Source organism: Ottowia sp. VDI28, from assembly GCF_049532675.1.
Taxonomy (GTDB): Bacteria; Pseudomonadota; Gammaproteobacteria; order Burkholderiales; family Burkholderiaceae_C; genus Ottowia.
Genome location: NZ_CP149820.1, coordinates 3623554 through 3638785, shown reverse-complemented (window position 1 = coordinate 3638785; position 15232 = coordinate 3623554). Strand labels below are relative to the sequence as shown.

General features: G+C 63.9%; 12 protein-coding genes and 2 pseudogenes. 5 read left to right on the top strand and 9 right to left on the bottom strand.

Going from position 1 to position 15232, the window contains the following annotated elements:
* Positions 1-77: 77 nt before the first annotated feature.
* The 4 genes and pseudogenes from WJU18_RS17175 to WJU18_RS17160 all read left to right on the top strand — a co-directional run bounded on the left by WJU18_RS17175 (position 78) and on the right by WJU18_RS17160 (position 5088).
* The gene (locus WJU18_RS17175; protein ID WP_423454192.1) at positions 78-1214 is read left to right on the top strand and encodes a zinc-binding dehydrogenase; all 1137 of its coding nucleotides are present in this window, start codon (positions 78-80) and stop codon (positions 1212-1214) included.
* Between the two features lie 7 nt (positions 1215-1221).
* A complete protein-coding gene (locus WJU18_RS17170; RefSeq protein ID WP_423454190.1) occupies positions 1222-2370 on the top strand; it encodes an NADH:flavin oxidoreductase/NADH oxidase in 1149 nt (382 codons plus the stop codon).
* 147 nt (positions 2371-2517) lie between these two features.
* Complete coding sequence (locus tag WJU18_RS17165) at positions 2518-3579, top strand: amidohydrolase family protein (protein ID WP_423454189.1); 1062 nt, start codon at positions 2518-2520, stop codon at positions 3577-3579.
* Positions 3580-3631: 52 nt separating this feature from the next.
* Positions 3632-5088: pseudogene (locus tag WJU18_RS17160) on the top strand (aldehyde dehydrogenase family protein).
* Positions 5089-5263: 175 nt separating this feature from the next.
* Here WJU18_RS17160 and WJU18_RS17155 read toward each other — a convergent pair.
* The 8 genes and pseudogenes from WJU18_RS17155 to WJU18_RS17120 form a co-directional block, all read right to left on the bottom strand.
* Positions 5264-6468, bottom strand: a pseudogene (locus WJU18_RS17155) (CaiB/BaiF CoA transferase family protein).
* Positions 6469-6482: 14 nt separating this feature from the next.
* Positions 6483-7358: an HpcH/HpaI aldolase/citrate lyase family protein gene (locus WJU18_RS17150; protein ID WP_423454187.1), complete on the bottom strand. Its 876-nt coding sequence runs from the start codon at positions 7356-7358 to the stop codon at positions 6483-6485.
* A gap of 1 nt (position 7359) precedes the next feature.
* Positions 7360-8538 carry an acyl-CoA dehydrogenase family protein gene (locus WJU18_RS17145; protein WP_423454185.1) on the bottom strand — a complete coding sequence of 393 codons (1179 nt, stop codon included), beginning with the start codon at positions 8536-8538 and terminating at the stop codon, positions 7360-7362.
* A 40-nt stretch (positions 8539-8578) separates the two neighbouring features.
* Entirely contained in the window at positions 8579-9358 is a 780-nt protein-coding gene (locus WJU18_RS17140; RefSeq protein WP_423454184.1) for an enoyl-CoA hydratase/isomerase family protein, read from the bottom strand.
* Positions 9359-9416: 58 nt separating this feature from the next.
* A complete protein-coding gene (locus WJU18_RS17135) occupies positions 9417-10679 on the bottom strand; it encodes an acetyl-CoA hydrolase/transferase family protein (RefSeq protein WP_423454183.1) in 1263 nt (420 codons plus the stop codon).
* Positions 10680-10734: 55 nt separating this feature from the next.
* Positions 10735-10965: a tripartite tricarboxylate transporter substrate-binding protein gene (locus WJU18_RS17130; RefSeq protein WP_423454182.1), complete on the bottom strand. Its 231-nt coding sequence runs from the start codon at positions 10963-10965 to the stop codon at positions 10735-10737.
* The gene (locus tag WJU18_RS17125; protein ID WP_423454180.1) at positions 10902-11717 is read right to left on the bottom strand and encodes a Bug family tripartite tricarboxylate transporter substrate binding protein; all 816 of its coding nucleotides are present in this window, start codon (positions 11715-11717) and stop codon (positions 10902-10904) included. The genes WJU18_RS17130 and WJU18_RS17125 overlap by 64 nt, the downstream gene beginning before the upstream one ends.
* Positions 11718-11769: 52 nt before the next feature.
* Positions 11770-13182, bottom strand: coding sequence for an MmgE/PrpD family protein (locus WJU18_RS17120; RefSeq protein ID WP_423454178.1), 1413 nt, complete (start codon positions 13180-13182; stop codon positions 11770-11772).
* Between the two features lie 190 nt (positions 13183-13372).
* Between WJU18_RS17120 and WJU18_RS17115 the strand changes: the two genes are divergently transcribed.
* Complete coding sequence (locus WJU18_RS17115) at positions 13373-14275, top strand: LysR family transcriptional regulator (protein WP_423454176.1); 903 nt, start codon at positions 13373-13375, stop codon at positions 14273-14275.
* A 24-nt stretch (positions 14276-14299) separates the two neighbouring features.
* Here WJU18_RS17115 and WJU18_RS17110 read toward each other — a convergent pair whose 3' ends face one another.
* On the bottom strand, positions 14300-15220 hold the full coding sequence (locus WJU18_RS17110) for a DMT family transporter (protein WP_423454174.1): 921 nt from the start codon (positions 15218-15220) through the stop codon (positions 14300-14302).
* Positions 15221-15232: the final 12 nt, after the last annotated feature.

Below are 15232 nucleotides of genomic sequence, written 5' to 3'. Positions count from 1 at the left end.
AGGGGCGCTACTTGTCCTTCAAGGACTTGATCGGCAATTACCCATTTTTAAATGACTCAGACACAGGAAGGAACAACATGCGAATGAAGGCGGCGGTGATGTATGAACAGGGGTTACCCGCACCCTATGCCGATTCCCGGCCCTTTCAGATCGAGGAAGTGGATCTGGACGGGCCTGGTCCTGGTGAGGTGCTGGTAGAGGTGCGCGCCGCCGGGTTGTGCCACTCGGATCTGGCTCAGGTGGAAGGCTTGCGCAAGCGCAAGCTGCCAGTGGTGGGGGGGCACGAGGGCGCGGGTATCGTGCGGGAGGTCGGTGCTGGCGTCACCGAAGTCAAACCCGGTGACCACGTGGTAATGACCGTGGTGTCGGGCTGCGGGCACTGCCGCACCTGCTTCACATTGCGCCCGGCCTTGTGCCAGAGCGTGACGCTGCCACGCACCCAGGGCATGCTGGCCAACGGTGAGCGCCGGCTGAGCTTGCGGGGCCAGTCGATCAACCACTACAGCGGTATCTCGGCCTTCGCTCAATATGCGATCACGATGCCCAAATCGCTGGTGCGCATTGGTGACGATATCCCGCTGGACGTGGCCGCCATGTTCGGCTGCGCGGTGGTCACCGGGGCCGGGTCGGTGTTCAACACCGCCAAGGTGTCGCCTGGCGCCAGCGTGGCGGTTCTCGGCTTGGGCGGAATTGGATTGAACGGCGTGATGGCGGCCCGGGTAGCGGGCGCCTCGCGTATCGTCGGCATCGACATCAACGAAAGCAAGTTCGCGCTGGCCCGTGAGCTTGGCGCGACCGACGTGATCAACCCTCGCGATCCCAATGCCGTGGAACAGGTGCGTGAACTGACCAATGGCGGTGTGGATGTGGCCTTCGAAATGTCAGGCAGCCTGCCTGCCATGACCGTGGCCAATGCCATCACCCGGCGCGGCGGAGAGATCATCTGTGTCGGTCTTGGCGCGAGCGAGGCGCAATTCCAGTATGCCCACGCGGGGCTGGTCACCGAAGAGAAGTCGTTCCGCGGTTCCTTCATGGGCAGTTGCGTGCCCGAGCGCGATATTCCGGCCTATATCGAGATGTACCGGCAAGGGCGCTTGCCCGTGGACCGGCTCAAGAGCGAAGCCATCGATTTTGACCGCCTGAACGTCAGCCTTGATCTGCTGGATCGTGGCGAGGTCGTGCGCCAGATTCTGTTGCCGCATGGGAGTGTTTGAAGTCGCGATGGCTGATTTGTTTTCTCCTCTGCGCCTGCGCGAGCTGACGCTGCGCAACCGGATCGCCATCTCGCCGATGTGCACCTATTCGGCAACGGATGGCATTGCCAACGATTTCCACCTGGCTCACTACGGACGGTTTGGCCTTGGCGGTGCCGGCCTGGTCATGGTGGAGGCCACCGCCACGGCGCCCGAGGGCCGCATCAGCCATGGTGACCTCGGCCTGTGGAACGACGCGCAGATCGAACCGTTGGCGCGTATCGCACGGTTGATCAAGGCGCAGGGCGCTGCCGCCGGTATCCAGCTGTGCCACGCCGGCCGGAAAGCCGCACGGCAGCGGCCATGGCATGGCAATGGCCCGCTGGGGGCCGATGATCTCTCGCTTCGGGGCGAAACCGGTTGGCCGCTGGTCTCGCCCAGCGCGGTGGCTTTCGGTGCCGATTACGAAACGCCGTCGGAACTGGGCCCGGATGATCTGGCCGAGGTGATTGGCCAGTTCACTGAGGCGGCGCGGCGCGCCCGCGCGGCGGGATTCGATGTGGTCGAGCTGCATCTGGCGCATGGTTTTTTGCTGCACAGTTTCATGTCGCCCGTCACGAACCAGCGCGACGATGCCTTTGGCGGAGACTTTTCCAGCCGCCATCGCTTTCCACTGCAGGTGGTGGCCGCCGTACGCGAGGTGTGGCCCGCCGGGCAGCCCTTGTTCACACGCGTGTCGGCGCTGGACGGGGTAGACGGCGGGCGCAGCTTTGATGACACACTGGCTTTCTGCCGCGAGCTCAAGTTGGCTGGCGTTGACGTCGTCGATTGTTCGTCCGGGGGTATTGGGGGCCATTCGGCTTCGACGGCCCGGGGCGGTGGCCCGCGCGGATATGGGTTTCAGGTGCCGTATGCCGAGCGCATCCGGCACGAAGCCGGGGTGGCTTCGATGGCCGTAGGTTTGATCACCGAGCCCTCGTTGGCTGATGAGGTGATCGCCAACGGCCGCGCCGATCTGGTCGCCATCGGCCGTCAGGCCTTGTTCGATCCGAACTGGCCGCTGCATGCCCAAGCCGCACTCGGCCGCAACGATCCGGCAGAGCCGTTTGGCTCCTGGCCCGAGCAGTATGGCTGGTGGCTGAATGGTCGCCAGAAAATCATTAAAGGGTTGGGGTGAACCCCCCTGAGTCGCTTACGCGCCTTCCCCCCGGAGGGGGACGCACCTGGCGGCCTGGCAAAGCCAGCTCCGCGGGTGCACTGACGTGGCCTGCTCCGCGACCTTTTGAACTTTTGTGTTTCATGCGCAGCGTTATGGAAAACTGATATGACCTCATTTTTTCCTGCTTTTGCGGGCAACCAGCCCAAATCGAGTGCTGAGCTGCAGGCATGGCATGCGCGGGCTTTGCCGGAGCCGGTGCTGGAGCCGGAGCTTGGCATTGTCGATCCGCACCATCATCTGTACGACGATCCAGGGAGGGGCAGCCGGTATATGCTGCCTGATCTGCTGGCGGACATCGGGCAAGGGCATCGGGTGACGCACACGGTTTACGTGGAGGCTTACTCCTCCATGTGGCGCGCCAGCGGCCCGGAGGCGATGCGGCCGGTCGGGGAGATCGAGTTCGCGGCAGGTGTGGGCGCCATGGCCGACAGTGGCATCTATGGGCCATGCCGGGTGGCGGCCGCCGTGGTCGGCCATGCCGACCTGATGTTAGGCGATGCCGTGGGCGCCGTACTTGACGAACAACTGTCGGCTGCACGCGGACGGCTGCGCGGTATCCGCTATCAGCTCGCGCATGAACCCGGCGTGGTCGGCCGCTTCATCAAGCATATGTCGCCGCCGGACTGCACGGCTGATCCGCAGTTTCACCGAGGAATGGCGCAATTGGCCCCGCGCGGTCTGCATTTCGAGGCCTGGCTGTATCACCATCAATTGCGTGATCTGGCAGCGCTGGCTCGCGCGTTCCCTGACACCACGGTGGTGCTGAATCATGTGGGCGGCCGTATCGGTGTGGAGCAGTATCGCGATCAGCGTGCAGAGGTCCTGGCCGAATGGCGCGCGGGCCTGGCGGAGCTGGCGGCGCTGAAGAATGTCGTCGTCAAGATTGGCGGCTTGGGCATGGCGGTTTTCGGCTTTGGCTTCGAACACGGATCGCGCCCTGCCGCGTCCAAGGAGCTCCTGCCCGCCTGGCAGCCCCTGATTGCCGAATGCATCGATCGCTTTGGGGCAGACCGCTGCATGTTCGAGAGCAATTTCCCTGTCGATCGCCAATCGTGCAGCTATCTGGCCCTATGGAACACCTACAAGCAGGCCACGGCAGCGTTGCCTGCGCACGAGCGCCACGCGCTTTTCAGCGGTACCGCCAAGCGGGTCTACCGGATTGCCTGAACGCGTGGCTATTCAAGAACCACTCAAGATCAACCGCATTGCACTGAAGGAGATGAACCCTATGCCTGAGACAACCTCATTTAAACCCCACACGGATCTGTTCATCAACAACGAAAATCGCCGAGGCCAAGGCGAGATGATCCGGGTGGTCAGCCCTGTGACGGAAGAAGTGGTGGCTGAATTTCCAGGCGCTTCCGTGGCGCAGGTAGGAGAGGCCGTGAGCGCCGCGCGCGCGGCTTTCGAAAGCGGCGTCTGGAGCGATCCAGCGCTGCGCAAGCGGGTGCTGCTGAAGTTTGCCGATCTCATGGTGGCGCACCGCGACGAATTGATGGAGGCTTTGCTGGCCGAAGTGGGGTCGCCCGTCAACCTCAAGACCAACCATATCGACACGCCCGCTGCCTTCATTCGCTGGCTCGCCGAAGCCGGCACGCGCGACCGGACCCGCAACCTGGGCTTCAATGAGACCTGCACGGCCGTGAGTTCCGTGGCTTACCGGCCGGTGGGTGTGGTGGGGGCGATCACGGCCTTCAACTATCCCCTTCTGATCGGGGGTACCAAGATTGGCGCTGCCCTGGCAGCAGGCTGCACCACGGTGCTGCTTTCTTCGCCCCAGGCACCGCTGGCGGTAGCGCTGTTGGGCAAGTTGGCACACGAGGCTGGCTTCCCGCCAGGGGTGGTCAACATTCTCGCGGGTGGCGCGGAAACCGGGCGTGCGCTGACAGAGCATCCGGGCCTGGACAAGGTCAGTTTCACGGGGTCGGTCAACGTGGGCCGGCAGGTCATGCAGCAGGCCGCTGCGGGCATGCGCAGCGTGGTGCTCGAGTTGGGCGGAAAGTCTGCGGCGATCATGCTGCCCGGCGTGAACTACGAGCAATATGCGTTCTGGCTGCATGCCCGCTACGCCCGCAATGCCGGGCAAGGCTGTGGGTCGCCCACGCGCATTCTGGTGGAAGAAAGCCGCTACGATGAATTCGTGGAGGCCAGCCGCAAGGCCTATGAAAAAATCACGGTGGGAGATCCGCGCGATCCAGGCACCATCGTCGGCCCGGTGATCTCCTCGGCTCAGCGCGAGCGTATAGAAGCTGGCCTGGCAAAGGCTGTGGAGGGGGAGCTACCATCCTGGCGGGCGGTGGCCGGCCGGCCATCAAGAAAGGCTGGTTCATCAACCCGGCGCTCGTAGGTGGCCTGGACAACCAGGCGCCGCTGGCACGCAACGAGATCTTCGGCCCGGTATCAGTGGTGCTGACCTACCGCACGGTGGACGAGGCCATCGCGATCGCGAATGACTCAGAACTGGGACTCAAGGCCTATCTGTTCGGCGCCAAGGACCAATGCCTCAAGCTGGTGCCGAGGCTGCGCGTGGGTACGGTGCAGATCAATGGAGGCAGTCCGCTGCGCGCGGATGCTCCGATGACGGGCTACAAATTCAGCGGGGTGGGTTCTGAGTGGGGAGAGGACGGCTTGAGGGAGTTCCTGCTGCCGCAGCACATCGACTGTGCCTTGAACTGATGGCCTTCACTTAAAGCCCCTCAACTCTTCACGGGTTGAGGGGCTTTTGCTTTGGAGGCTTATCGAACTCTATAGGATGTGCCAAGGCTTTCTGGATCCCCGCCTGCGCGGGGATCCAGGGGGCTCCCATGTCGCGCTGAATTCCGCTTGCGCGCGGGGCTCGGCTATCCGCGCATCAGGAAATCACGCCATCCGCCCGGTACGCCTGCAACTCCTCGGGAGAGTGACCCAGCCAGGTACCGAAGATCTCGTCGTTCTTCGCGCCCAAGGGCAGGCTGGGTTCGATGGGGCGGCGGGGGGTGTCTTCAAAGAAGAGGGGCGAGTGAGGAAGCGGTACACGCCCCAATGAAGGGTGCTCGATCCATTGCAGGCTGCCACGGGCATGCATGTTCTCATCGTTCATGACTTCCTCCAGGCCGCGCACCGGCGCGCACGGTACTTTCGCGGACAGCATGAGATCGGCCACCTTCTGTTTGGGCAGGGTGGTCGTCCAGCTCTCGATCAGCGCATCGACATCGGCGAAATTTGCCACCCGCGAGGAGCGGGAGAGAAAGCGCGGGTCGTCCTTGAGGTCGGAGCGCCCCATCACATCCAGGATGGCGCGGAAATGATGATCGCCCGGCGCGTTGAGCACGACATAGCCATCCGTGGTGGGATAGACGTTGTAAGGCGAAATGCCCAGGCCACCGTGGCGGTTGCCGGTGCGTGAAGGCGCGGCGGCGCCGCGCGTGTGGAACATGCCGAGGTTGGAGGCGAGCGAGGCATAGGTGGCCTCCTGCATCGAAACCTCCACAGTGCGTCCTTTGCCAGTGCGCTCGCGCTCATAGAGTGCCGTCATGATGGCACCGTACAAATGAATGCCCGCCATGAAATCGCACAGTGCCGCGCCGGCTTTGACCGGTGGTTGATCGGGGTAGCCGGTGCATTCGATGACGCCGCACATGGCCTGCATGACCAGGTCCATGGCGGGGTAGTCCCTGTAGGGGCCTTCCTTGCCGTAGCCCGAACTGGATCCGTAGATGAGGCGGGGGTTGGCCTCACGCAGCACGTCTACCCCCAAGCCCAGCCGGTCCATGACGCCGGGGGCGAAGTTTTCGACCAGAACGTCCGCGCGCCGGGCCATCTCGATGAACAGTTCGCGCCCTTTGTCTGACTTCAGGTTCAGCGTGATGGGCTTCTTGTTGGAGTTGAGCATGGCGAAAGGCAGCGCCGCGCCACCCATGTCGCCGCGGCTTCTCAGATGCTCTCCTCGAAAGGCTCGATCTTGATCACGTCGGCGCCCGCCATGGCCATGAGAAAGGTCGCATAGGGGCCGTTATAGACGTGAGAGAGATCGAGTACCGTGATTCCCGATAAGGGGTATTTTTGAACGCTTGACATCTCGGTCTCCAAAATCAATTCGCGCGCGCCGATGAGGCGCGCGCCAGGACGCGCCGGGCGGATCTGAGATGCGGGCGGTCAAGCATCTTTCCGTCCAGCTGGATCGCGCCGCGGGTGGGGTTGGCTTCGAACGCCTCGGTCACGCGGCCTGCCCAGGCGATGTCTTCCGCCGTGGGTGTGAAGGCTTCGTTGATGGGGCCGATCTGGTCCGGATGGATCGCGGCCTTGGCGGAAAAGCCATCCCGCAAGGCCTGCTCCGCCTCGCTCATGAGGCCTGGGGTATCGCGGAAATTGGTGAACACGGCGTCGACAGCGGGCACCTGGGCTGCCGTGGCGCCCATCAACGTGAGCGAGCGGGCCAGTTCGTAGGGCGCGCCGTAACGTCCGTCCGGCCCGCGGTTGGCGGTGGCGCCGATGTCGGCGGCCAGATCCTCACCTCCCCACATGAGTCCGCACAACCGTTCGTTGGGTTTCTCGCCATAGCTGGCCGACCCCAGTACCGAGGCGGCCGTTTCCGTGGAAATGGGGAGGATGCGGGTGCGGCCGGCGGGCACGCCTTCACGCACTTCCAGTGCCTGCAGGTAGGCGCCGAGGAGATCCACATCGCGGACCGACGCGCACTTGGGCAACATGATGCCGTAAGGGCGCGCGCCCACCACGGCGGCCAGATCGTCCAGCGTCAGTCCCGTGGAGAGCGCATTGACACGGACAAAGAGCGGAAGACGCTCCTGGTGTGCGCCCACGAATGCCGCGGTAATGCCGCGCGCACGCGCTTTCTCGGTTTCCGGCACGGCGTCTTCCAGATCCACGATCAGCGCGTCGGCCCCCGAGCTCAAGCCTTTGACCAGCTTGCGCTCGTCATGCCCGGGAACGAATAGAAGCGAGCGCATCTCAGAAGTTGCCCATAGAAAGGAAGCCATCAACGGAGTCGAAGTCATTCATGATCTTCTTGCCGACCAGATCTTTCAAGGCTTCTGTGGCGCCGCCACCCAGGGTGCCGTAACGCACGCCACGGTAGATGCGTGAGATGGGATAGTCGTCGGTGAAGCCGTAGCCGCCATGCACCTGCAGGGCTTCGTTCGCCACCCGGATCGCCATTTCATTGACGAACATCTTGGCGATGCCGGCCTGATAAGGATCGGGGAAAGGGTTGGCCGAGAGGGCTGCCTGGTAGAGCAGGGCGCGGCCGGCTTCGATGTCGCGGTACATCTCGGCGAACTTCCATTGAATACCCTGGAAGTTGGCTATGGCCTGGCCACGGATGGTGCGCTCGCGCACATACTTCACGGCTTCCTCGAACGCCGCCTCGGCCAGGCCCAGGGAGACGCTGGGGTTCAGGCAGCGCTGCGTGTTGAAGGCCGACATCAGCTGCTTCATGCCGCCCTCGCGCAGGATCACGTTCTCTACGGGCACTTCGACGTTGTTGAACTGGATCTCGGCCAGATACTCGCCACCCATGGTGTGGTAGCGGGCGGTGACTTCGAAGCCCGGCATATGGCGGTTGACCAGCACGCACCCAATGCCGTGCCTGCCGGGAGAGCCGTTGATGCGCGTGAACACCACGAACCACTCTGCCTCTTTGGCGCGGCTGATGAGCGTCTTGACACCATTGACAACGGCATGGCTGTCCTTGATGACGGTGTTGGTTTTGTAGTTCGGCACGTCGGTGCCCGCATGCGGCTCGGTCATGCAGACGGCCAGGTGCACCTTGCCCGCGGCGACCTGAGGCAGGATTTCCCGCTTCATGGATTCCGGCGCATAGGTGGAGATCACCCGTGTCTGAACGCCCAGCATGCCCATCAGGCCCATGGCGGTGGCATAGCAGCCCTTGGCCACTTCTTCGATGACCAGCGCCGTGTCGAACACGGGCAGATTGGAGCCGCCGTATTCCTCGGGAATCGACATGCCAAGAACCCCGATTTTCGCCAGCGCGTCGAGGTTTTCCCAGGGATAGGTGCCATCCATGTACTTGATGGAGTTGCCCCGGAAATCCAAGGAGTGGGAGAGATCGCGCACGGCGCCGACCAGGGCGCGCTGCTCGGGGGAAAGTTTGAGTTTGATGGGGTTCATGTGATGCGGCGTTTGAAATTGAAAAAAACAGGGGAGAGAGTCAGGCTTGGCCTTCGAAGCGCGGTGGCCGGCGTTCTTCGAAGGCGGCGAGGCCTTCCGCGTAGTCGGCGGACCCGAGGATGTCCGGCAAGGCGGCGCGCTCCATGCGCAAACCCTCAGCCAGGGGCAGCTCGATGCCTTGATAGACCAGTTGCTTGATGACCGCCTGCGCGTTGCCGGAGCGGCTGGCCAGCAGCCGGGCCAGCCCGAGCGCACGGGATGAAAGTTCTTCGGAAGAAGCCAGTTCGTTCACCAGACCGATCGAGTGGGCGTATTCGCTGCTGACCGGCTCGCCCGTGAGCATCATCTGCAGGGCGCGGCTGGTGCCCACCAGGCGGGACAGGCGCTGTGTGCCCCCGGCGCCTGGAAAGGCGCCTATGCGGCTTTCAGTCAGGCCCAATGAAACTCCGGCGGCCGCGATGCGCAGATCGCACGCCAGGGCCATTTCCAGCCCGCCGCCCAGCGCCACGCCGTTGAGTACCGCCACGGTCACGCACTTGGCGGCGGCCAGGGCATTGATGGCATCGTTGATGCCGGCGTTGTGGGCCAGGCGGGCTGGTAGATCCATGCCCTTGCGCTGCTTGAGGTCAGCGCCGGCGCAGAACGCGCGTCCCGTGCCGCACAAGAGGATGACCCGCGCCCGCCTGCGGGCGGCTTCGTCTATGGCTTGCCGCAGCGCGAGCACGGTTTCAACACCCAGGGCGTTCATTCGTTCAGGGCGATTGAGGCGGATTTCGGCAATGCCGTCGCCGGGGCTTTCGAGGATGACGTCTTGGGTCATGTTGGGAGCCGGTCAAAGAAAATGAAAGAGAGTTTCAGGACGCGCGTCCAGTCACATGTCAGGCCACATGTCCGGCCATATGCCAGGACCGTTCGAGCGCTTCCCGGTGGTCCGGATGCGCGATCTGCAGGAGCCTTCTGGCACGCTCTGACAATGAGCAGCCGCGCAACTGGGCCACCCCGTGCTCCGTGACCACCACATCCACCTCGACGCGAGGCACCGTGACCGGGCGATCGCCCAGTGAAGCCACGATGCGCGAGTGTTTGCCGTCCGGCGTGGCCGAGGGAAAGGCCAGGATCGAGCGTCCGCCAGGCGAAGCTGTGCCCGCGCGCACGAAATCCACGAGACCGCCGACGGCGCCCAGATAGCGGCCGCCCGCGATCTCCGCGTTGGCCTGGCCGGTCAGATCCATTTCGATCACCGAGTTGACCGCGTGGAACGCCGAGAGCGCTTTGGCCGTCGCGATCTGGTGGGTGTAATCGGCATTGCGGAGATCAATGAGCCCGTGGCGCTCGGCGAAGTCGCGCAAGCGTTTCGTTCCGAACAGGCCGCCGGTGACGGTGCGGCCGGCATCAGCGCCCTTGTGGGCATTGGAGACGATGCCGCGTTCGATCAGGTCGACCAGCACATCGGAGACGACGCCGGAGTGCACGCCCAGCTCGCGGTGATCGGCCAAGGCGTGGGCCACTGCGGCCGGCAGCGTTCCGATGCCGAGCTGAATGGTGGCGCGATCGGGTATGAGTTCTGCCACGCGCCGAGCCACTTCCAGCTCCACCGCCGAGGGCTCCGGGTCGGGCATGTCGATCACGCGGTCATCGCCGTCGACGAGCCAGTCGATATCGGCTTCGTTCACGCGGGCGTCACCCCCCATCAGAGGCGGTGAGGAGTTGAGCAAGGCGATCACCACCCGGGCACGCTCGATCAAGGCCTGGGTAAAGTCCGCGATCACCCCCAGCGTATAACCACCGCCCGGCATGGGGCGGACCTGGATCAAGGCGACGTCCACCTGGAGATAGCCGCCTCGCAGGAGGGTGGGGACCGTACTGATCTGGCAGGGAATGAGCTCTGCCAGCGCCGTGACTTTCCTGCTGCTCCCCGCACCATTGAGTGCGTGGAAGCGGAAGTGGTCCGCCAGCTCCGGACGCAGGGTAGCCGATTGGGTGAGGCCGAAAAGTAGCGCCGGGCGCTCCAGTTCAGCACGCTGCGCGACCAGTTGCTCGGTCAACGCCAGCGGCTCGCCGGGTCCCTGGGGCCAGGCGATGACATCGCCGGGCTTCAGGAGTTCGGCAAAGCGCAACTGCGCCAGTGAGATCTGCTTCATACGGTATCGCCTATCCGTTCAAAAGACGCGCAAACGAGCGTGAGCGTTTTCAGGCTCAATCGATCTCGATGTTTTTGTCGCGGATCAGGTTGCCCCACCGAGTGACTTCCGATCGCATCAGGCTGGCGAATTTCTCGGGCGTACCAGGCGTGGTGGTGGCGGCTTCGCGTTTGAGAGCTTCCTTCACATCGGGTTGCTCCAAGGTCCAGTTGAGCTCCTCGTTCAAGCGTTTGAGAATGGGCGCCGGCATGTTGGCGGGGCCAAGCAGGCCGAACCAGGCCTCCAACTGAAATCCGGGAAGACCGGCTTCCGAGGCCGTGGGGATTTCCGGGGCCAGGGGGAGCGTTCCGGACTGGTCACGGCCAACGCGCGCATCTTTTCGCCGCGGATGTGGGGGAGCACCGATGCCAGCGTCGGTAGCGTCATCTGCAGGTTGCCGGCCATGAGATCGGTAAAGGCCGGGCCGATGCCTTTGTAGGGCACATGGGTCATCTCGATCTTCGCCGCGGAAGCGAAGAGTTCGGTGCCCAGGTGATTGATGCCTCCAATGCCGGCGGTGCCGTAATTCACCGATTTCGGTTTGGCACGCGCCAGGGCGATGAATTCCGAAAGCGTGTGGGCCTTGACATGGTTGCTGACCACCACCACGAATGGTGTCGCGGCCAGCAGGCCGATGGGTTGCAGATCCTTGAACAGGTCGTAGGGCAGCTTCTTGCCGCTGGCGGCGTTGGTGGTTACCGACGTGGACGCGAACAACAAGGTATAGCCGTCGGGGGCCGACTTGGCCACTGCATCCGTGCCGATGGTCCCGCCGCCGCCACCTTTGTTTTCGATGACGACAGGCTGGCCCAGGCGCGTACTCAGCTTGGCGCCGAGCACCCGGGACAGGATGTCGTTGCTGCCGCCAGGCGCGAACGGCACGACAAGCTTGATGGGCCGGTTTGGCCAGCCTCCCTGGGCATTTGCCTGAAGCGGGAGCAGGGTGCTTGCGCCTGCGGCAAGAAGCGTGCGCCGGTTGATGGTTTTCAGATCGTTCACGTTGTCTCCTTGTATGGGTGCTCGTTCTTGGGATGCGGGATGCCGGGAGGCGCTATCCCGCGGGGGCCAGGGCCCGGATCAACTCGCTGGCGTTGTCCGACTTATCGAGTTGATTGACCTGCGCGCGCAGCCGGCTGGCGGCGTTGTCGCCCAGCGGGCGGGCGGCCATGCGCATGCAGTCACGTGCCTTGGTGTCGAAGTCGTTCTCGGACATGGGGTGACTTGGGTGCCCCAGCGGCGCATCGACACGCAGTCGGTGGGCCGTGCCGTCATTCATCTCGATTTCCAGCAGAACCGGTGAAATGTTGCGGCCGGCCTGGCGCTCGATTTCCTCATCGACCGAGGCATCCACCTTGCTGGCCAGCGAAAGCAGGTCTTCCCGGCCGAGCGAGGTGTCCGCAAAATGCTCCAGCCGGACACCGCCATCGATCAAGGCGGCGGCCACCGTGTAGGGGATGCTGAACTGGGCCTGCACCACGGTTTTGGGGGCCTTGCGCACTTCTACCGGCGTGCATACGGCTTCGTAGGCCTGGTAATTCAGGCCCACCCGCACCTTGCGGATCTGGCCGGTCTGGCCGCCGATGACTTGCCGCAAAGCCAGGGCCGCGCTGATGGCGGGATGGTTGAATCGGCAGCACGGGTACGGCTTGTAGCTGAGCTGCGTGAACTCGAACTGCTCCCCCAGGTGGGCGCGCAACACGGCGCGATCGCAGCGGTCATGCAGGTACACGCGAAGAAAGCCGTCTTCGCCCTCGAAAGTGTTCTGGACGCCGCGGACGCCGCGTTGTGCCATTTGAGCGGCGATCAAGGCCGACATGGCGGCGAAGCCGGGCTGCATGCGCTTGGTTAGCGCCGCATCTCGTGTCACCTGGTGATTGCCCGCGGCCTGCGAATAGTTGATCCCGAGAGCGTTGACCATCTGGCCTTCATTCAGGCCAAGCACCCGGCTGGCGGCTACAGTAGCGGCAAAGTGGCCGAACAGCGACGTGTACATATAGCCGCTCTCGATGATCCCGATCTGGGTGGCTACGCCGAGGCGGCAGATGGTTTCCAGGCCGGCCGCCACGCCGGCAATGAAATCCGCGCCTGGCACGCCCCCTGCGAGTTCAGCGGCCGCCAGGGCGGCGGGCACCACGGAGACACCCGCATGCAGCACCGCGGCGTCGTGTGTATCGTCATAATCGCGCGCATGGGCCATGGCGCCGTTGACCCAGGCCGCATGATGAGCGGGCAGCTTGTCGCCAAAGACCAGCGTGCTGGCCTGCGGCGCGCCGCCCCATTCGGTGGCCAGGCCGCGCAGCTCAGCGATGCCCGCCGCGCTGGAGCCTGCTGCTGCGCAGGCCAGGGTGTCGAAGATGTTTGCCTTGGCAGCGAGGATGGCCGAAGGCGGCAACTGGTTCATGGTCAGCCGGGTGGCGAACCGGCTCAGGGTTGCCGCGAAATCTTCGGTCGTCGTGCCGCTCATGGAGATGTCTCTGATGGAGTAGTGAAGCCGAGTCTAGGAAGGAGGGTGGTCCTGTGTCCATGGCGTTTTTCGGAACTCCGTGTTCATGTCTTGCGAAGAGTCTTTGCACGAAGGGGTTACCCTCGGGGGATCGTGGACACGTCCTCAGGCCACGCTGAACGAGTCCGCCGAAAAATAGGAATCCCATGCCATGTTGATTGACCTTGTCCAGCTTCGTACGTTCGTCGCCGTCGCTGAGGAGCAGCACCTCACGCACGCGGCGGAGCGGCTGCATATCAGCTTGTCCGCGGCCAGCGCGCATGTGCGCGCGATGGAAGAGCACCTCGATATCCAGCTCTTCGTGCGGACCAACCGGAATCTTGAACTCACCCAGGCGGGCGAAACCCTGCTTCGCAAGGCCAAGCTGCTGCTGAACGAGGCCGTCCTGTTTTCGTCATTTGCCCGCGAGTTGAAAGGCAAGATCCAGGGAACGCTGATCGTGGGGAGCAGTAGCGATCTGTCGGCCAACCGGATGGGCGAGGTGGTGTCTGAAATGCGTTCCCAGCACCCGCTGGTCAAGATGGATCTTCGGGTGCGCCCCTCTTCAAGCACCCGCCAGGGCCTCAAGAGCGGGGAGCTGGATGTAGGCGTCTTGCTGGACCGCCCAACCGATCCGGCATTGACCTACCATGAGCTGACGACCGTGCATTTCAGCATCGTGGGCCCCATTGCCTGGAAAGAGCAGATTGAATCCGCGGACTGGCAGGCCTTGGCCGATCTTCCCTGGATCACGCCCTCCGAAGACAGCATGGCGTACGCGACGATTCTCAAGGAACTGTTTGGCGCCAGGGGGCTGACGCTCAACACTGTGATCGGCTTCGACAATGCCACGTCAGCGCGTGCGCTGGTCCAAAAGGGCGCTGGCCTCACCCTGGTCCGCCGGGAGCACGCCGTTGAAGGCGAGGCTGCCGGCTGGCTGGCGGTTTCCCCTCTGGCGGCGGAGAAGGAGTATTCGCTCTGCATTGCCCATCTGGCTAGCCGGCGGCATGATCCACTCATCCGGGCATTTCTCGATGCGGCCGCTGCTATCTGGCCTGAAATGCGGGCTTTGTAAACACGTTCTCAGGGAGCTCCGAGATCAGCTCTTGCTTGTGATGGACATGCGTCCCAGGTTCATGATCGCCATGCCGCTGATCGCCAGGATGCCGCCGGCAAGCAGGGAAAACGTCAAAGGCTCGCCCAGCCATAGGCTGGAAGCCAGCACGCCGAACAGCGGCACGAGCGCGATATAGGCGGCAGCGGGGCCTGCGCCCAGAGCCTGTACGCCGTGCATGTACCAGGCGTAGGCCAGGGCCGTGGAACCAAAGGCCAGACCCACCAGGCAATACCACGATGCCAGAGGCGCTTGCGCCACCGCGGCCCAGGCGGAGGGGCCTTCGGTGATCAGGCTGGCAATGGCAAGAAAGATGGCGCCCAACAGGGACGTCACAGTGGTGGCGGTGAGCGAATCGACGGAGGTCAGCAACACGCGGCCGAGCAGGGTGTAGCCGACCCAGCAGGCCACGCAGCCCAGCAGCAGGAATTCGCCCGTTCCGGCCTGGTTGGGCATCAAGGTGGCCAAGGCGCCGCCGCTGAGCGCATAGATGGCGCCCACCACGGCCATGATGAGGCCCAGGCTCATTTTCCAGTTCACGGGTTCCCGGAAAAGCATGGCCGCGAAGAGCATGGTGAACACCGGGTTGAGGGCCACTACCATCGCGGCTCTGCTGGCCGGAACGGTCTGGAGAGACAACATGAAGAAAACGGCATAACCCAGCACCCCCACCGCCGAGGCCCATGCCAGGCCCCACCATTCGCGGCGGTTCAGCGTCCGCAGCGTGCGCATGCGGCCGCTATGGCGAAGCCAGACGATCAGCACCACGCTGGCCAGCAGGAAGCGCACGCAAGCCGCCGCAATCGGGGGCATGGATTGGGCCACTACCCGGCCCCAGGCCCACGAGGCGCCCCATAGCGCAGCCATGCCCACCAGCTTCAGGTGAGTGGAATATCGGGAAATCATTGCCGTACCTCG

Excerpts from the sequence above, each read along its gene's own strand:
- WJU18_RS17175 (WP_423454192.1), top strand. The coding sequence starts at position 78 with ATGCGAATGAAGGCGGCGGTGATGTATGAACAGGGGTTACCCGCACCC.
- WJU18_RS17170 (WP_423454190.1), top strand. The coding sequence starts at position 1,222 with ATGGCTGATTTGTTTTCTCCTCTGCGCCTGCGCGAGCTGACGCTGCGC.
- WJU18_RS17165 (WP_423454189.1), top strand. The coding sequence starts at position 2,518 with ATGACCTCATTTTTTCCTGCTTTTGCGGGCAACCAGCCCAAATCGAGT.
- WJU18_RS17150 (WP_423454187.1), bottom strand. The coding sequence starts at position 7,358 with ATGCGCTCGCTTCTATTCGTTCCCGGGCATGACGAGCGCAAGCTGGTC.
- WJU18_RS17145 (WP_423454185.1), bottom strand. The coding sequence starts at position 8,538 with ATGAACCCCATCAAACTCAAACTTTCCCCCGAGCAGCGCGCCCTGGTC.
- WJU18_RS17140 (WP_423454184.1), bottom strand. The coding sequence starts at position 9,358 with ATGACCCAAGACGTCATCCTCGAAAGCCCCGGCGACGGCATTGCCGAA.
- WJU18_RS17135 (WP_423454183.1), bottom strand. The coding sequence starts at position 10,679 with ATGAAGCAGATCTCACTGGCGCAGTTGCGCTTTGCCGAACTCCTGAAG.
- WJU18_RS17120 (WP_423454178.1), bottom strand. The coding sequence starts at position 13,182 with ATGAGCGGCACGACGACCGAAGATTTCGCGGCAACCCTGAGCCGGTTC.
- WJU18_RS17115 (WP_423454176.1), top strand. The coding sequence starts at position 13,373 with ATGTTGATTGACCTTGTCCAGCTTCGTACGTTCGTCGCCGTCGCTGAG.
- WJU18_RS17110 (WP_423454174.1), bottom strand. The coding sequence starts at position 15,220 with ATGATTTCCCGATATTCCACTCACCTGAAGCTGGTGGGCATGGCTGCG.